Annotated in this window: 16 protein-coding genes and 4 pseudogenes; 7 read left to right on the top strand and 13 right to left on the bottom strand. The window is 40.7% G+C overall.

What is annotated here, in order from left to right; translation table 11 throughout:
- Nucleotides 1–28: 28 nt before the first annotated feature.
- Nucleotides 29–1,084, bottom strand: coding sequence for an acyltransferase family protein (locus MHI21_RS02770; RefSeq protein WP_341162409.1), 1,056 nt, complete (start codon nucleotides 1,082–1,084; stop codon nucleotides 29–31).
- Between the two features lie 421 nt (nucleotides 1,085–1,505).
- Between MHI21_RS02770 and MHI21_RS02765 the strand changes: the two genes are divergently transcribed.
- A complete protein-coding gene (locus tag MHI21_RS02765) occupies nucleotides 1,506–2,147 on the top strand; it encodes a hypothetical protein (RefSeq protein WP_342419387.1) in 642 nt (213 codons plus the stop codon).
- A 347-nt stretch (nucleotides 2,148–2,494) separates the two neighbouring features.
- Here the strand turns inward: MHI21_RS02765 and MHI21_RS02760 are convergent, their stop codons facing one another.
- The 4 genes and pseudogenes from MHI21_RS02760 to MHI21_RS02745 all read right to left on the bottom strand — a co-directional run bounded on the left by MHI21_RS02760 (nucleotide 2,495) and on the right by MHI21_RS02745 (nucleotide 5,012).
- A complete protein-coding gene (locus MHI21_RS02760; RefSeq protein WP_023986758.1) occupies nucleotides 2,495–2,602 on the bottom strand; it encodes a hypothetical protein in 108 nt (35 codons plus the stop codon).
- A 146-nt stretch (nucleotides 2,603–2,748) separates the two neighbouring features.
- Nucleotides 2,749–3,631: pseudogene (locus tag MHI21_RS02755) on the bottom strand (glycosyltransferase).
- A gap of 668 nt (nucleotides 3,632–4,299) precedes the next feature.
- Nucleotides 4,300–4,536 (bottom strand): annotated as a pseudogene (locus MHI21_RS02750) (glycosyltransferase); the annotation flags it as partial.
- 230 nt (nucleotides 4,537–4,766) lie between these two features.
- Nucleotides 4,767–5,012, bottom strand: coding sequence for a WGxxGxxG family protein (locus tag MHI21_RS02745; protein ID WP_341162411.1), 246 nt, complete (start codon nucleotides 5,010–5,012; stop codon nucleotides 4,767–4,769).
- A 155-nt stretch (nucleotides 5,013–5,167) separates the two neighbouring features.
- On the opposite strand from MHI21_RS02745, the gene MHI21_RS02740 reads away from it, so the two are divergent.
- Nucleotides 5,168–5,686 carry a DUF3231 family protein gene (locus MHI21_RS02740; RefSeq protein WP_029516021.1) on the top strand — a complete coding sequence of 173 codons (519 nt, stop codon included), beginning with the start codon at nucleotides 5,168–5,170 and terminating at the stop codon, nucleotides 5,684–5,686.
- Between the two features lie 97 nt (nucleotides 5,687–5,783).
- Here MHI21_RS02740 and MHI21_RS02735 read toward each other — a convergent pair whose 3' ends face one another.
- The gene (locus MHI21_RS02735) at nucleotides 5,784–5,906 is read right to left on the bottom strand and encodes a hypothetical protein (RefSeq protein ID WP_341162412.1); all 123 of its coding nucleotides are present in this window, start codon (nucleotides 5,904–5,906) and stop codon (nucleotides 5,784–5,786) included.
- A pseudogene (locus tag MHI21_RS02730) lies at nucleotides 5,869–6,033 on the bottom strand (transcriptional regulator); the annotation flags it as partial. The gene MHI21_RS02735 and the pseudogene MHI21_RS02730, both read right to left, overlap by 38 nt.
- Nucleotides 6,034–6,637: 604 nt before the next feature.
- Between MHI21_RS02730 and MHI21_RS02725 the strand changes: the two are divergent.
- Nucleotides 6,638–7,630 (top strand): YiiG family protein, encoded by a 993-nt coding sequence (locus tag MHI21_RS02725; protein WP_342419386.1) that lies wholly within the window; start codon nucleotides 6,638–6,640, stop codon nucleotides 7,628–7,630.
- A gap of 90 nt (nucleotides 7,631–7,720) precedes the next feature.
- Here MHI21_RS02725 and MHI21_RS02720 read toward each other — a convergent pair whose 3' ends face one another.
- Together MHI21_RS02720 and MHI21_RS02715 are read right to left on the bottom strand one after the other, a co-directional pair.
- Complete coding sequence (locus MHI21_RS02720) at nucleotides 7,721–7,843, bottom strand: hypothetical protein (protein WP_342419385.1); 123 nt, start codon at nucleotides 7,841–7,843, stop codon at nucleotides 7,721–7,723.
- 467 nt (nucleotides 7,844–8,310) lie between these two features.
- Nucleotides 8,311–9,162, bottom strand: coding sequence for an aldo/keto reductase (locus MHI21_RS02715; protein ID WP_342419384.1), 852 nt, complete (start codon nucleotides 9,160–9,162; stop codon nucleotides 8,311–8,313).
- Between the two features lie 173 nt (nucleotides 9,163–9,335).
- Here MHI21_RS02715 and MHI21_RS02710 point away from each other — a divergent pair, with 173 nt between their 5' ends.
- The 4 genes from MHI21_RS02710 to MHI21_RS02695 all read left to right on the top strand — a co-directional run bounded on the left by MHI21_RS02710 (nucleotide 9,336) and on the right by MHI21_RS02695 (nucleotide 14,203).
- On the top strand, nucleotides 9,336–9,830 hold the full coding sequence (locus MHI21_RS02710; RefSeq protein ID WP_061830029.1) for a MerR family transcriptional regulator: 495 nt from the start codon (nucleotides 9,336–9,338) through the stop codon (nucleotides 9,828–9,830).
- Between the two features lie 390 nt (nucleotides 9,831–10,220).
- Nucleotides 10,221–11,837 (top strand): spore germination protein, encoded by a 1,617-nt coding sequence (locus tag MHI21_RS02705; protein WP_342419383.1) that lies wholly within the window; start codon nucleotides 10,221–10,223, stop codon nucleotides 11,835–11,837.
- Between the two features lie 12 nt (nucleotides 11,838–11,849).
- Nucleotides 11,850–13,076, top strand: a complete 1,227-nt coding sequence (locus tag MHI21_RS02700) for a Ger(x)C family spore germination protein (protein ID WP_342419382.1) — start codon at nucleotides 11,850–11,852, stop codon at nucleotides 13,074–13,076.
- Nucleotides 13,077–13,105: 29 nt separating this feature from the next.
- The gene (locus MHI21_RS02695; RefSeq protein WP_342419381.1) at nucleotides 13,106–14,203 is read left to right on the top strand and encodes an endospore germination permease; all 1,098 of its coding nucleotides are present in this window, start codon (nucleotides 13,106–13,108) and stop codon (nucleotides 14,201–14,203) included.
- A gap of 113 nt (nucleotides 14,204–14,316) precedes the next feature.
- Here MHI21_RS02695 and MHI21_RS02690 read toward each other — a convergent pair whose 3' ends face one another.
- The 4 genes and pseudogenes from MHI21_RS02690 to MHI21_RS02675 form a co-directional block, all read right to left on the bottom strand.
- Nucleotides 14,317–14,547, bottom strand: a complete 231-nt coding sequence (locus tag MHI21_RS02690; RefSeq protein WP_342419380.1) for a hypothetical protein — start codon at nucleotides 14,545–14,547, stop codon at nucleotides 14,317–14,319.
- Nucleotides 14,548–14,609: 62 nt separating this feature from the next.
- Nucleotides 14,610–14,780 (bottom strand): annotated as a pseudogene (locus MHI21_RS02685) (transcriptional regulator); the annotation flags it as partial.
- A 446-nt stretch (nucleotides 14,781–15,226) separates the two neighbouring features.
- Entirely contained in the window at nucleotides 15,227–15,334 is a 108-nt protein-coding gene (locus MHI21_RS02680) for a YjcZ family sporulation protein (protein WP_226887801.1), read from the bottom strand.
- A gap of 280 nt (nucleotides 15,335–15,614) precedes the next feature.
- A complete protein-coding gene (locus MHI21_RS02675) occupies nucleotides 15,615–17,033 on the bottom strand; it encodes a transcriptional regulator (RefSeq protein ID WP_342419379.1) in 1,419 nt (472 codons plus the stop codon).
- Between the last annotated feature and the right edge of the window lie 406 nt (nucleotides 17,034–17,439).

The raw sequence follows: 17,439 nt of genomic DNA, 5'->3' as shown, positions 1-17,439 counted from the left end.
TAGTCTTTTCCAAACAGATAGTAAGACTTTACACTTGGCCCCCTACTTTGTTTGGATTGAGATCAATATTTTTTGTATACACTTTGGTATTAATGAGACTAATGATGCTGTTAACTACAATTGAAGTAAGTACCGTTAACAACGTTAGCCACAACAAGATCAAGATAGATACCTTGGGGAAGAAAACAATACTCTGAAAATAATAATAACAAAAAAAAGTGTGGGTTAACCAAATATTCATTGAATTTTTACCTAAGTAAGCAAAAGGTCTGGTTAGTTTTAATTTATTCATTAAATGAATACTAACGAGGATAAATAAAGGGGCAATAATCATATCAATTGTTGTCTTCTCAAATAGTTGACTCGTGGTACGAAAGCGAAATAACACTACAATTATTATAATATCAAACAGTATGTTATTAAATATGATGGAATTATAAATCTTACTCATCCATGAATACAAATTATATTTAGCAAAGAACAACCCTATCATAAACGGCAACTGCCAATACATAATACTGTAATAATTTCCTTGTGAATATGAATTATAAAAAACAAGACCGGAAATGAGTAGAGTTACCCATGCGTTACGTTGAAAGGCTTGAAAGGTGACCGGAAAAATTAATAGCAACAGAATATAATCATATAAAAACCACCACTCACCATTATATGAACTGGATAGGGCTATAAAATTCCGCAAAAAATCCATTATTGAATTATGTTGAAATCTATCAGAATTTCCAAAGAAGTATAGACCAGCTGGGATAAAAAGCAAAAAAACAACCCAGTAATTTATCATTATTTTGCTTAATCTTGTAAAGCTTTTCTGCATTAAATGATGTGGATTTTGAACATTGCTCTTATATAATCCATAACCACTTAGAAACAAAAAAATAGATATTGCTATTTGACCAAAATGTCCTAAATAAAATTCCCCTCTTTCATGAAATAAACTAAATAATGAAACATAGTCATACTTTAATCTATCAGGAAAAGCGAAGAGGTGATGGATCAAAAGTAGTATTACAGCAATACCTTTTGCAATATTTGTTTCTGCAAGCTTTAATTCCTTGTCATGGTGCACACAATATCCTCTTTTCTAGTTGTAATTGAATAGAGATATATTAGCACAAACCAAAAATATAAAATATTTATTTTTTTAAATACCATAACACTCTCCATTTTTATACAAAAAAAACGGTCTCCAAAAGCGTATAGACCGCGCTTTGCTTGAGTTTTTTAGATACTATCGAAGGGGATTAGCCCCCGTCTTTGCGACGTTGCCTAATTTGATAGAATGAGTCATTTATACAATTTCTAACAATACAGTGCATCCGATATCGTATACTAAAAAAAATACCTTTAGAAAAGATTGAGCCACTGTTTATATCCTTGTTGTTAAAACTTAAAAGTATTATATATTCAACATTAATATTCGATAATAAAGGTAACAAGATAAAATGAGCAACTACCTCAACCGATGAGGATACACAGGAGAATTCGTCATGTTAAAAAAAGTTTTATCTATTGCTCTACTTTCTGTAGCTTTAACAGCTTGTGGAAGCAATTTTAAGGAAACAACGACAAGGTCTGGGTCTTCAAGTACATCCTTTGCTACTAAACAAACAGCAAGCAATGAAAGTACTGCCCAGCAAGCTTCTACAAATGAGGTCACAGATAAAGAATATTTATTTGCTGAATTCTTGAAAGATGGAACACCCGTGTTAACAGAAGATCAAGCTTCTATGGAACAAACCTCTTATGACTTCATTGCTAAAAACAGTGACTTATTTCCTTCCACAGATAAAAGCAAAGTCATTAATCTAGTAGACAAATCCGTAACAACAAAACACTTAAATAAAAATTTGAACTTATACTTAAACAACTTTGTAAAAATAAGCGGGGATGTAATAGATATAGAAGAAGATAACATTCCTATAGGGACAACGGCTATCGTTTATATTAGTGATGAAAATGATAATACAGTAATGGCAGTTTATCCGGGAGCAAGTGGAGAAATTTTTGAAGGAGACGTTGCTACAGTTATTGGAGTTCCTATCGCTAATTTTTCATATGAAAATGTTTCAGGTGGCTATACGAATACTACACTGTTAGCAGCCTCTTTTCTCACGAAGGAAAATCAATAAATTTTAATCAAGTAAGCCCTTATCTTTAACGAGTATTCAACGAAATAAACAACAAGAAGGACTCTATCTGGATAAATGCCCGAAGAGTCCTTTTTTTATATTCACTAAAGGGCAAATTGTTTGCATTCCCCTCCCCAGCCTACGCATTACGAGTGCGTTGGAATAGGGTCGGCCCTCTATAGCAGGGGGGATAGAACATTTGAAATGCGGCCCGTAAACTCGGCTTAAATAAACAGATAGCCCTAAGGTTAGCAGAGCTTTTTATCTAATCTAAATTCGGGCAGATTATGAAAAAAAGTCGTTGAACTTGATGGATGGGTCATAATCATACAATTCTTTTCACAAAATTAAACCCAACAAGATTTAAGGATGATAACCAAGAGAATATAGAGCACCAAAATGGCCGCTGTAGAAGTCCATACACCGCAAACAGCTGCACCTGCACATCCGCTCATAGCTTTAGCCCTCCTTTATTTGTCGTCATCTTAATATATGTGTAAATACGTTCTATGACCGGGCATTCAGGTAAACATATAAACACCCCATTTACTTATGCCAGCGGGATATTAGGATACTTTCCGATCGCTTGCTGATATCTTTGTTAATATGGAAGATGAGATATACACCGTGAAAAAGCCATGCTTAATAGTTCCTGATTGTAAATCTGATACTTACAGTTTTGATCCAACACCCAATTCGCAAATCCTACTGCTTTAATGTAGCAATTATAATCATAGGGATTAATTTTAAACTCAAGAATATCCAGCATAATCTGATTCTCTTCATCTGATAATTCCAAGCCCAACTGGCTAAACTGTCTTTGCCGAATTCTCCGAGCGGTGTCGTCTTGTATTGCTCTGTGCTGAATGGACACTTGTCCTTTATGTTGACGATAAAACAATAAGTTTATGGGGAGGTTCGCTATTTGTACCTGAGAGGCTAATCGGTTCCAACCAGTTCGTAGTCTTCGGCATGAGGATAACTACTATCATATTGAATGTTTAGCCGATGTATCATGCTATTGCGTATTATTGTAGCAGGATGGCAGATACAGCAATGAAATAACAACCATGTTTTAATTTCTTCATGACTAGCCGGATTCACCTTAAGTGCCCCTCCACTAGATGTAGTAAAAGCAGCACCGCATACATCAATTAAGGGGTTTTGATCCATAAATGATATTTGCACATCCAATCGATCTGGCGTAGAAATATCATCGCTATCCATACGAACGATATATTCACCAGTTGCTCTATTGAATCCCTCGTTTAAAGTAGCGACCAAACCTTGATTGGTACTATGAAAGATTTTAACCACTCTAGGATCTGTTATCTGTGAAATAGAAAAGCAGATCCATCTGTTGAGCCATCATCAATAATAATTAATTCAAAATCGGAGTAGGTTTGAACTAAAATACTGTGGATTGCTTCCCAAATAAAAGCCACAGTATTATAAACTGGCAGTATAACTGAAGCTCGTGGCACAAGAAGTTCCCTCCATTCTACGTTTTAAATTAAGAAAATATTATTTTACATAAAAGCGAACTTCCCTATTTTTCTCGATAACTAGTTCTTCATATAATCATGTTCTAAGTATATGTATTGGAATACATTGCGAGGCGGCTTCTTGGTAAAAAAGGTTCTACTAAAAAGAACTTGTTGAACCGATAATATAATTTCCTCTTTTTTAAAATTATTGAAATAAAATAGGATTATTATAAATTTTCTTGTTCATGAACTACCCTGGTTTTTAAGTTTACTTAAAGTGAAATCTTCAAACTCTTACTCTAATTCGATTAATCGTTTAATAATACCCATTCCAACAAAAAGCACGGTCTCCAAAAGCTTGGTAGCCGCGCTGTGCTTGAGTTTCATAGAATGCTGGTGAAGGGAATTGAACCCTCGGCCTACGCATTACGAGTACGTTGAAATAGAGTCAATAAAATTGAGCTTGCGGGAGAACGCATTTCGGTTCGACATGCCGAACTGCATTCATAATTGTATTAACGATTCATTAAACCGATAAAAAAGCTTTCTATACCACCCTTTGGGGTGATTATAGAAAGCTAATCTGCTTGGCAGCGTCTATAGCGCTCACTTAAAATTTTTCAAGGAAACTGTTTGACAATGCCTTCTGTCAAGATGTCCGCTAACCGGTCCAATACGTCCTTTTGATCTTGACGATTAGATATGGCGCACAATATAGCTTCTCGTCCATATCGTATGATCGATCCATACCTTCTGCATATCGCCTTTCAGTTGCCATTTTTGGAACTTAGGCAAGCAGAATCCTTCTCCTCGCCTACCTTCGCTTGCGCGACTACTAACGGAGTCATGCTAAAAACGAACGCCAAGGTTAACGGCAACGCCAGTAACCATTTATTTTTCACATTCATCTGCTTCTCTTACGCTTGGAATAAAACAGGCTGTCTTATTATGGGTGAAATACAGTGTCAAACCAAAAGGTTGCTGATATTTTGAACGCGAAAGAGAAACTTGCTCAAAAGTGGTGTCTTAATCTTTATTTTCCGTCTGAAGACATAGTTCGAATAAAAACAATCCCCTCCGGCCAAGTATGGTTAGCGGGGATTATTAAGTTGTTTTTGAGTTGTATTTACGATTATCTTTTATTGTGATTTTCAGGCTCGCGACGTTTTAAACCTGCCAATCCAACTAACCCCAACAAACCAAGCCACCCCCAATTATTATTATCGTCATCATTATTATTATTAGTAGTTAGCATTTGTGTTCTACCATTGTCGTTTGTGCCCATATTGTTTTGACTGTTTTCAGCAAATGCTACTGCCGCTCCAAAGCTTGAAATCATTAATGCAACAACAACCATTATCTTCATTTTTTTCAACATACCTAAATCACTCCTTTAAATTTGTGTTTGCAATCAATTTTTTAATGTATTTAGCATGCCCAGTAGAACTTATTTCTTATACACACATTAAATCTTCACTACTGGGAATCATAAATTTGTACATCATTAAAATTAAAAAAGGAGTGGTTTTTATAATGGGTATCCTAAGCGGGAATCCAAAAGACGAGCCCATGCATTACGGAGAAGTTTATAGTGTGTGGCAGTTTTCAGCGTTAGCGAAAGGCAGCGTTTCATTTTACCAAGCATGTTTAAACCACGCAGGAGACAAAGAGCTCAAAAAAATACTGGATGATCTTATTGATCAAGCTAAACTGGAAATCCAAGAATGCGACGCAATGCTTACTGATAATGGGATTGCCCCAGCTCCTATTTTGCCTGAAAGACCCCCTGTGAAACTTGAAGATATCCCGGTTGGTGCAAGGTTTACTGATCCCGAAATTGCAGCTAAAATCGCATTAGATACCTCTGTGGGATTGACATCTTGCAGCCAAGCTATGGGTCAATCTATTAGAGAAGACATCGGGGCTTTATTTGCGAAATATCATCTAACTAAGACTGCTTTGGGAGTCCGTATTCTAAAAATGAACAAAGAAAAGGGTTGGCTAATACCTCCTCCTCTTCAATTAAAAAGACCTGAACCAGTTAAAGCCTAAATTTCCTGTACGATTCTTCAACACACCGTTCCTTAGATTGTTCAACAAAAATCCCCGCCGACCAGTTAAGGTTTGCGGGGATTTGCTTTGCTTACGTTTAAGCACCTTCGATGGTAACGTAAGGCTGAATACTATTGTGGTGGTTATAGGCTTGATCCGGCACAGTAACAATAAACAAAAAGCTAGCCGCGATGATTAGCAGTACCATTTTTTTCAACATTGGTCATCCACACCTTTTCGATAAAATTTAAAAACGCTGCTTTGGTTTCAGGAACCGTATAATCCCGAAAATGTAAAAACAAGCCCAAGCAGTTTATAAAATAAGTCTCATTATTTAGTGTATGATAACCTAGTCCCGTAGTGTAGAATTATCCGTCCCATAAATATAGTTATCTTGTTCTAAAGCAAGCAGCCTAATTTTTATGTCCTCTGTGCGCCTCCCTGTCTTTATCCCCAGATCCTTCATATTGGCATATTACAGCAGCCTGCCGAAAAGTTGCAGACTAGTCTGAACGGCGACGTTAAGCTAACGGGCAGGATAATTCCAATATATAGTAAAACTGTACTGAGAATGAGTTCGTCTAGGTAAACAAAGGTATCATCTTTTATGTGAAGGAGAGGAGTACGATTATGGTTAGTAAAGAAATAAGGGACATCATATTCAGGAATATTTCCAATGGGGAAATCACCATTGAGACTAGAGGAATACAAGCTTTTAGGAAGTTGGCAGAACAATCGTCAACAACAAAGAAATTTATAAAATTATGCTACTCAAGTCTCAAGACCTATTCACCAAATAATTTTAAAATTGAATAGATTGTTCACAATCAACATTGATATGCGGCGAAGAGGGAATTTAATCGACCAGAAGAGGTCAGTTGTTCTCTCTTCTATTCAGACATCTTACAAAAGAAAAGCACGTTAAATTACTCAGTCGGAGGAATCACTATTTTGAGAAAGCTATCATTCTTTATTGCCATTATCATGTTAGGTGCAATGTTGTCCGCTTGTTCTGCCATTACATCCACCGTGGATCAAGCGTCTGCAGGTGTTACGTCCGGCGAGAGCAAAGAAATCGAAAAATACAATGCGTATGTGAGGCTGAATAACTTGATGACAGGCAGAATCAATGAGGTTCTGGTTCATTATTTCGAGAAGTTCGGAGTTGATACACAGCCTGTAATCGAGAAGAACTTCAGCTTCATCATGCTCGGCGTTGCTGAAAGTGAGCGGGAAGTTATTGATAAAGCGAACGGCTATACCGCAAGCCAACCTGCTTTTGCGAACGCAGACCCCGTAGTGATCAAACTGACACCGGTCATCAATGATCTGTTGTCCGTCCTGGACGAGATGAAAGCCTACTATGATACAAAAGGCTACGTGGATGATGATTTCGCAAAAGGAAAACAGCTGCATACCAAGCTGGTAAGTGCCAATCTCGCTTACGAGACTGTCTCCAAACAATACTTCACGGCTATGCAAAAGTTGGGTAACGAGCAGCGTCTGGCTGAACTGCAAAAACTCAAGGATTCAGACCAGCAGATCAGATATAATGCCTTGAAGTTCATGATAGATGCCGAGGCTACGGCCATTGAAATGGATGAGCAGGGTATCACCGCCGATAATGTGCTGCAGCTTGATATGACGAAGTTTAAAGCCAAATACGACATTATGACCGCAGATCTGAGTGCGCTCATGACCATCTCAAAAGACAAGAATCGAGTTCAAAAAGAAGGGATTAACAGCTTCAGTATCAGGAACTATGTTGATTCAGCCACTGAGGCAAAAGCGGCTGCTTCGAAAGTCATTGAACGCATCAATAAGAAGGAACCTGTATCTGATTCTGACCTGAACGGCCAGTTCCTGAACACTACGGATGGCACACCTGAGAATTTCAATTATAAGCTAAGCAAGGCAGTCGAACGATATAATGAAATAAATTAAGCGTATCTAACGATAGGGGCTGCGAAAACAAATACGGAGTTCCGGTAACGAACAAGCTCTGCCAACCATAAGGTCAGCAGAGCTTTTGCTTTAAAATCCTCCAATGGTAACTTGAGAGTGAATGCTATGATGGTGGTTAAAAGCTTGATTCGGCACATTAACCATAAACAAAAAGCTAGCCACAATAAGCAGCAGTACCGATTTTTCCAACATTTTTATCCACACCTTTTCAATAAGATTTAAGAGTGTTAGAAAAATGCTCGCTCCAACGAAAAAGGGCGACCTCCAAAAGCTTGGAAGCCGCGCTGTGCTTTAGTTTCATAGGATACTGATGAAGGGAATTGAACCCCCGGCCTACGAATCGGCACTTCGCGTAGATATTTGTGTGTCCCAGCTTCCAACTGACAAAACCGGAAAATAATAGTCACGAACACAAGCTGAGAATTGCGCTAACAGAGACGCTCGTTGAATAAATCAGTCTAAATCTCTATTATAAGCAGACTAGAATTAATTGCTCTAATAGGAGGTTTTATTATGATTAAGCCAAAGATGACATCATTATAAAGCAGAAAAGCGAATCCAAGGGTCAATCCAAGTAAAGAAAGGACAGGGGTGACCGCCCTGTCCTTTCTTTATAGATGAGGATAAACGCGTGATCAGTTTACGGTTCGATTCAAGGTTTACAGATCGAATCTCCAGTTGCCCATCATCTTGGCGACTTCCGGGTCGCGGTACGATAAGAAAAGACTTTCCCGCGTATCGAGGGTCGAAATTTGTTCGATATCGTCCGCGCTCAACTCAAAATCAAAAATGTCAAAGTTTTCAACGATCCGCTCTTTTCTCACCGATTTTGGAATTACAACGACTTCACGCTGAACAAGCCAGCGCAATACGACCTGAGCGACGGACTTTTTGTGTTTTTCTGCGATCGAGACCAGCACTTCGTTTCTGAACATGTTGTTAAGTCCCTCAGCGAACGGGGCCCACGACTGGTGTTGAACTCTCTGCTCTTTCATAAAAGCTGCGCTCTCTGTCTGCTGGTAGAACGGGTGCGTTTCGATCTGGTTGACGGCGGGCACGATTTCGTTATGAACGATGAGGTCCATAAGGCGGTCGGGTAGGAAGTTGCTGACACCGATCGCCTTAATCTTGCCTTCCCGGTACAGGTCTTCCATCGCACGCCAAGCACCGTAGTAATCGCCGAACGGCTGGTGAATAAGGTACAGATCGAGATAGTCGAGTTGCAGCTTCTTCAAGGATTTGGCAAACGCGAGCTTGGCTCTCTCGTAGCCGGCATCCTGAACCCATAGCTTGGTCGTGATGAACAGTTGCTCACGCGGTACGCCGCTGCGCTTGATCGCACGACCGACCGCTTCCTCATTCAGATAACCGGCGGCGGTGTCGATCAGGCGGTAACCAGCCATCAACGCTTCATATACGGCGTTCTCGCATTCTTCAACCTCTGGAACTTGGTAGACACCAAAGCCGATAATCGGCATTTTCACACCATTGTTTAATGTCACGGTTTGCATTGTAATTCCTCCCATTGTTCAAATGTAAAGCAAACGGCCGCGGAACTGGGAAATCGGGCACCTCAGTGGGATTCCGCTTACGGTCGACTTGCATTACAATAAACCTATCGCCTTCGTGTTACACGAAGTCAAGCCGTCTTCAAAAAAATTTACTTTTCCAAGGAGGATTCCACATGTATACAGTCAAAGAAGCCGCCCAGATAACGGGACTCACCGAGCACGCTGTACGCTTTTACACGGATAAAGGCCTAGTACCAAGCGTACAGCGCAATCAAAACAACATTCGGATGTTCGACGAAGAATCGATCAACTGGTTACATGGCGTCAAATGTCTCAAGCAATCCGGGATGCCGATTGGAGTCATAAAAATGTACGTCGATTTCTGTCTCGAAGGGGATTCGACCATTCCGCAACGCTACACACTCATGATGGAGCATAAGAAAGCGGCGCTCGTTAAGCTCGAAGAAGCCAAACAGCACGTTGCCCATTTGGAACAAAAAACGGCCCTATATCAGGCCATTCTGGAGCATCGTTCTCCAGACACGACCAATCCTGGCAACTGGGATAAAATTCAGCATATGCATAGTGACGTTTTTTACTCGCCCTCTGTTCGGAAGGCTAGAGATCTACGTGAAACACAACTGCTCGAAGAAAATACTCTTTTTTAAACTCCTGGTTGGCTTAGGATGAACAAGATTTACATCAGTCTAGATTGCACTAAGCACAGAAGCGTGAGTTCAATGAAAACAGCGACAGTCTAGGACTTTGATTTCTCCGTCCTTTGCTGTCGCTGTTTCAATTTCTAGAGTCAGTCTGCTTTTTTCTAAACTTATATCTTAAATTACTTCTGTTGCTCTAATACTGCGGATTTTAAAATATATTTCAGTATGAATAAGCCTGTAGACTATAATACGTCGTTAGGCAACAGGGGCCTCCACAATTGTAATCATAGTTGCAATGGATTGGGTTGCAACCATCTTTTACAAGAACAGTACATATAAATCGTGGAATAGCAGCATATTACAATTGACCGCTAACTAGAAGGGAACTGTATTGCTATGGTTGACAAGCTAAAAAAATGGCTATTTAAGCAGCCTTCACGATCTAATAGTGGCACGAGCCTTGAGCCAGTTAATGACGAAAAATCGACTGAGCTATCCGAAGAGCTGAGTATCACGCTTAAGGACAACATGACCCTACTGAAGCAGAAAATAGGACATAGCACGGATTTCAACCTTCGTTGTTTGAACGATGAACAGGGCAATCCGGTTCTCGCTGTAGGTTTTCTTCAAGGTTTGATTGATCAACAAATTTTAACGACACTGTTGGAGGAACTCACTGCAGGTATTCGAAATGGAGATCTCTCTAATCGTAATGCTGAAAGTTGGTTGATGAGTCTTATCCCTATTGGGGGTATCACTTGCCTTGAAAATGAGCAATCACTTATCGATGCCGTTCTTTATGGACAGGCAGTTCTCCTCGTCGAAGGCAGATCCAAGGCCTTTGCAGCTTCTATCAGCGGCGGGGCTAAAAGAGCTGTTGAGGAGCCAACATCGCAGACAGTAATTCGCGGTCCTAAAGAAGGGTTTACCGAGGATATTTCCACCAATATCGCACTCCTCCGGAGAAGGATCAAATCAACTGAACTCCACTTTGATTCTCGAATTATTGGATCATACACGCAGACGAAGGTATCGGTAGCTTATGTTCGAGGCATTGCAGATCCAGAGGTGGTTAAGGAAATCTCCAGACGGTTAGATTCCATTAACACTGATAGTATTCTCGAAAGTGGATATATCGAGGAATTTATTCAAGATGGGGTATGGACACCCTTTCCAACCATGGTTAACACCGAGCGGCCGGATACTGTAGCAGGCAGCTTGCTTGAAGGGCAAGTAGCGATATTGGTTGATGGGACCCCATTTGCCCTGATTGCTCCCGTAACCTTTTTTCGGTTCATCTCTTCCAGTGAGGACTACTACCAACGTTATGATCTAGCATCTTTTCTTCGGATCGTTCGGATGGCATCCTTTTTCTTGGCATTGCTTTTACCCGCGTTCTTTATTGCAACAACTACATTTCACCAGGAAATGCTACCTACAACAATGCTCATCACTTTAGCTGCACAGAGAGAAAATACACCATTGCCAGCCCTACTTGAGGCAATGATAATGGAGCTCACCTTCGAAGTCATCCGTGAAGCAGGAGTACGAATGCCTCGTGCCGTAGGGCCTGCAATCTCTATCGTTGGGGCTTTGGTTCTTGGACAAGCTGCCGTTCAGGCGGGATTGGTTTCCGCAGCTATGGTCATTGTGGTATCATTCACAGCCATCTGCAACTTTGTGTTACCTGCATTCAGTATGGCTGGGTCTGTTCGTTTGCTCAGATTTGGACTTATGCTAATGGCAGGTTTATTGGGGTTATACGGCGTTTTGTCAGTCTTGGTTCCCATCCTCGTTCGATTAGTATCTGTGAATTCGTTTGGCGTTCCTTATATGATGCCGCTCGCACCTTTCTATAAGAGCAATATGAAAGACCTGTTTGTGCGTGTACCTAGGTGGAAGATGAAGAAGCGCCCTGTAATGATTGGGGATTCCAATCCAGTAAAGCAGGCAACGGAACAGGAATCATTTGCAGAACAGGCGGGGGAACACGGCCGAGATCCCATGGCGTAAGGAGGAATCGATTTGTCTCAATTAGGCAGGTTTATTTGGGTCTTGGTCATATTATTCATTTTGCCGGGTTGCTGGAACCGAGTCGAACTGAATGAGCTGTGGGTAACTGCAGCTACAGGAGTAGATATGATGGACGATGGACAGTGGATGGTGTCCTATCAGCTTATTGTTCCCTCCGCCCTTGCAAGTGGTACCGGAGGAGGAACCGGAGGGTCTTCTCAACCAGCATTCCATGTATTCTCTGTAAAGTCCAAAACCTATAGCCAGGCGTTATCGTACAGCAATTTAAAAACATCAAGACGAATTTACGTAGCACATAATCGTGTTGTATTTATCGGCAAAAGAGCGGCTGAGAAGGGAATGGACCGTTTAATCGATTTTTATCTTCGTAATACGGAAGCGAGGGAGATGGTCAATATGATTGTAACGGACGGATTAGCATCCGATCTAATAAAGAAATTGTTGCCGCCTGAAAAACTTCAAGGCGCCGCTATGGCTGAATTAGTTGACAAAGAGAGTAATATGTTATCGATGTTTCCAAAAGTCAGGATATATGATTTTGTATTAAGCATGAACTCGGATTCCAAATCCATCGGGGTACCTGTCGCCGAGTTGATCGGAGAAAGAGACTACCAGAACGAGCAGGAAGCAGAGAGTCTAGATGTCTTCAAAAAAACCTCGGCCCCGCTCAAACTGGCATTGACTAAATTGGCGATATTCCAAAACGGAAAGCTTAAAGGATTTCTCAACAAGAAAGAGAGTCTGGGAGTATCTTATCTGTCTCAAAAGGTTAGCAATACTGAAGTTTCGTTCCCATGCGACGAACAACCCAGTAGGGAAATGTACTCTTCCCTGCTAGTAAACTCAACTAATGTGAAGATCACACCACAAAAAACGAGTTCTCATTACACTATGCAGGTTGGAGTGAAAATTAACGGGACTTTAAGTGAAACAACATGCACTAAGGATATTTCCAAGATGAAGACCATACATGATTTGGAAGAAGAGATTGCAAAAGAAGTGACCAGTACGATAAATGAGGGCTGGGCTAAACTTCAGGAACTTGGGGTAGATGCAACTGGTTTCGCTGACCGGATTCACCGGAGGTTCCCAAAAGAGTGGAACACAGTGAAAAAAGACTGGGAACAGGAATTCAAGAGGATAGAACTGGACATTCGAGTGGATGCACGGATTAAGCGTCCTGGACTCCTACAAAAGGGTATCGGAAGTCAAACCTAAACCAATTTGTATGAAAGGACTCAAAAAGTATGAGGGAAACCGTCACCAGGGTATCCGGGTTAGCTATCGCCTTCTCCTTGTTTCAGGTTGGCAGTACAACATTATTCCTATTGGGAGCTAAAGCCAAGCAGGATGCATGGCTAGCCATGCTGATCGGTGCACTTGCAGGCTTCGTCCTGCTAATCATGTATTTATACATGCATAAGCTTGACCCACACCGGGATTTGTATGAACTCCTATGCCATTATTGGGGAAAATGGGTTGGTAGTCTGGGTGGTCTTCTGTTCATCAGTTACTTTGCTTATGAAGCTTCCAGGAATGTCAGAGACATGGGTGAGCTCGGCGCATTGACATTGCTGAACAGAACCCCTACCGAAGTTATTACATTTATAGCATTAATTGCCTGTGCCGATGTGGTATGGTTTGGGCCGAGAGTCTGGTTCCTTCTATGTCATATATTTTTTCTTCTGCTTTTTTTTGGTTACAGCACTTTACTCTTGCTTACTCCTTTTACGGGACTCATTCACTTTGAGTTTTTGTTTCCTGTATTGGAGAACGGTTTAACTCCCGTAGTGAAGGCTGCCATTCCCGAGATCATGTCTTTTCCCTTCGGTCAGACGATTCTTTTTCTTGTGCTGTTCAAGCTTGTCACGGATAAACGTAAATTACAGCGGTCGATCGTCATTGTTTACTGGATCACTGCTGTGTTCCTTATTGTAATGAATGAGCTAACAATCCTCGTTCTAGGTCCGAAATGGGCAGCATCAAGCACCTATCCCTTATTTGAGGTTACACAACTTATTCAGCTACCAAAAACATTCGAGAGAGCTGATGTTCTGTTTTCGATGATTCTATTTATTGGAATCGGAGTCAAAACAGCTGGTTTTATGTTTGGTGCCGTTATTGGACTTCAAACGATAACCCCTTTTAGATATAAGCCTGCGTTACTGTTGCTGAGCATTATCATATACGGCCTTACGTTTCTCTCCCCAAGGTTAACCGAATTTTTGTGGTTCGGTCTTAATGTTGCTTTGATTCAAATCTGGCCTATCTTTCAGATTGCTCTACCTGTCCTCCTTTTCCTGACCATGCTAATTCGGAAGAAGAAGAGAAGGGCTTATAGTTAGCAGCTACTGTAGGCATGAGCATGTTGATTTTACGCACCGGTTGAAACTTCTTCTACGGAAGGTCGTGTGGCGAAAAACCTGCTAAAACAGGATTTCAAGGCGCAAAAACCTAATCAAAAATGGGTCACAGATATCACGCAATATCGTGTAGGGGGTTGCTGGGTATATCTATCTGCGATTAAAGATAATTCAACAATGAAATTGTAGCCCACCAACTCAGCGAACATAACGACAACGAATTGATTGTATAGACGTTCGCCAAAGCCTTTGCCAAGCAAAAAGACGTGACCGGACTGGTCGTTCACAGCGACTAGGGCTTCCAGTACACGTCTCACACTTACCAAGACAAGCTTCCAAATGTTGGCACCCAAATCAGCATGTCTTGTCATTTTACAACTATTTATCTGGCCTCAGTAATGCGATCTATCTGGTTAACAGACATAGACTTATTCCCTGTCACAATAGCACTTACTATTCCCCTATTCATGCCTGCTATATGCCCGAATTGCGTTAGACTCGTGCCCTCTTGTTTTAAGTATCTGTCTAATTCTGCTCGTATCGTAGGTGTATACTTCATGCCATAGCCACCCTTCGCATAGAATTCCATATTTTCTAAAAACAAAGAAGATTGTCCAGAATCATAAAAAAGCGCGCCCTCCAAAAAGCTTGGAAGCCGCGCTGTGCTTGAGATGATAGCTATGCTGGTGAAGGGAATTGAACCCCCGGCCTACGCATTACGAGTGCGTTGAAATAAGGCTTCTGTAGCCCGCTCTATTAGAAATAAACTTCCCGCAGGTAGTATAAATATCCGTATTTCGGTAGAAGATTTGGTAGAAGAAAGTAGCCGAGATAACAAGTACGCGACAGATACTTTAATACTCTCTAAAATACCTCTCTCCGTCTATGTAGAGCATAAAAAGCCCTGCCGACCATAAGGATAGCAGAGCTCACTATCTAATCTGATTTCGGGCAAATCGCGGATGAAAATTGATTAATGTGGGATTCATACATTTTCTCACAGAATTAAATCCAACATGATTTAAGGATGATAACCAAAAGGATATAGAGCACCAAAATTGCCGCTGTAGAAGTCCACACATTGCAAACAGCTGGACCTGCACATCCACTCATTGCTTAGCCCTCCTTTATTTATCGTCACCTTAGTATATGTGTAAATACGTTCTGTGACCGGGCCATTCAGGTAAAAAGAAAGACACTCTACCAGTCGGGGTTATTACGTAGTCAGATGTTAAGGAGTTTATCGTCTAATAAAACAAAAATCCCCGCCGACCAGTTAAGGCTTGCGGGGATTTTCGGGACTGATGTTTAAGCTCCTCCAATGGTAACCTGAGGCTGGATACTATGGTGGTTTAAGGCTTGATCCGGCACAGTTATAATAAATAACAAAAAGCTAGCCGCAATAATCAGCAGTACCGTTTTTTTCAACATTAGTCATCCACACCTTTTCAATAAGATTTAAAAAACCAGCTTTGGTTTCAGGAACAGCATGATCCCGAAAATGTAAAAATAGCCCCATACAATTAATGAAATAAGTCTCATTATTTAGTGTATGATAACTTACCGTTGAATACATCAAATGTTTAAAACCATCATTGTAGGAGCCTCGATGTAAATAATAATAAGCTAACTCGTAACCAAACCACGCGATATAGTCCGGTATCACTTGCTGTGTATACATATCATCGGATAGAGGATGTTCAGAAAACGAATTAATCTCTGATTCAAATCGTTTGAGTATTTCGTCTACATCTATGCTATATTGGTTTGCGGCAATTATAACATTGAGTAGTTTTGATATCTTCTCGTTTTCGTTAGTCGCTGATGTGGCTACAATATATTCAACATAATCATGCAGCACATTTATATCTCCTGATAAAAGTTTATATACGTAAGTATTACCTTCTGCCCAACTTTTGAACAAGCTAATCCAGTGCCGGGTATCTTCGTCAGTCTCCATTACCCAATCTAAATTAGCGTAGGTGTATGTATAGTCTAGAGCTTGTTGATAATCGCCTTGGGCTTCACAGACGCTAGCACACAACAGGTCAGCATAGGAAATGTATACAAACAATGGACGGCTTAGCTTATCAGTAGAGTCAGTGTGTTCTCGACTGTTCTGTTGATGTTTCAGTGTATATTGGATTTCGGCTTTAGCTCTCATTTTCTTCGCCATTTCGTCAACCTTGTCCCATTTACGCAAAGACCTGTATACGTTCGCTAAATCCTTTAAAGCATCAAGTTGGTCTATTTCATCAAGGCGCTCAACAAAAACTTCAAAAATCGTAGCTGCACTAAGATTACGGCTTTGATCGTCTCCAACTTGAATCGTAAATATACGATATTGACAGACTGCCAATCGTTCTGAATGTTGATATTTCTCCGCTTCAGCTACCCCCTTATAGAGCAGCAATGCAGCCGCATGTCTTCCCTGCGCCAACAATTCTTCTGCAATTTCAAATAGCTTGGGTGAATACAGTAGATTGTCCATGATGGCTCCAACCACTCGACGGATCGCATCCAACTTGTCCAACTCCGCACAGCGAAACAAAAATGGCTCGATTCGCCTCATATTCGGAGGATGGTCGATGATGTAGTTTTCTATGAACAAGTCATAAAAGTGACCTTCTGGTAAACCCATAGCCTCAGTAATTCGATCCAGTTGGTTAACAGACAAAGGCTTGTTTCCTGTCACGATAGCACTTACTGCTCCCCTATTCATATCCGCAATATGACCAAATTGTGTTAGACTCAATCCTTCTTGTTGTAGGTATCTGTCTAATTCTGCTCGAATCGTAGGTGTATGCTTCATGCCATAGCCACCCTTCGCATAGAAATTCCAGTATTTTATAATCATTTACTATTTTTGTCCAGTAATTAACAGTTGTCAATATCTTTTTTTGCGAATCATGTGGAAAAGCCACGTTTGTCATAAGGGCACCCCTGTAAACAAAAAAACACCCCACCGACATTAAGCCAGCAGGGTGTTTCGTATTTCCAAACGCTTGTGATTATTCCTCATTATCTGTAGTTGGACTGTCAGCCGACTTACCATCCACATAAGCCTCAGCCAGAATATAAGCAATCACTGCACCGAATCACGACATTACTATCGTATTTTAGACACAATCGTAAAAGAGCACCCTGACTTTCCGCGGATTCGTTTCTATGATCTAAGACACGCTCATAACAGGGAACTCATGAACACTGAAAAAACC

The sequence above is a fragment of the Paenibacillus sp. FSL H8-0168 genome (assembly GCF_038592955.1).
GTDB lineage: Bacteria > Bacillota > Bacilli > Paenibacillales > Paenibacillaceae > Paenibacillus > Paenibacillus polymyxa_B.
Note: the sequence above shows the minus strand (reverse complement) of the source record. Positions and strands in the feature narration are given on the sequence as shown.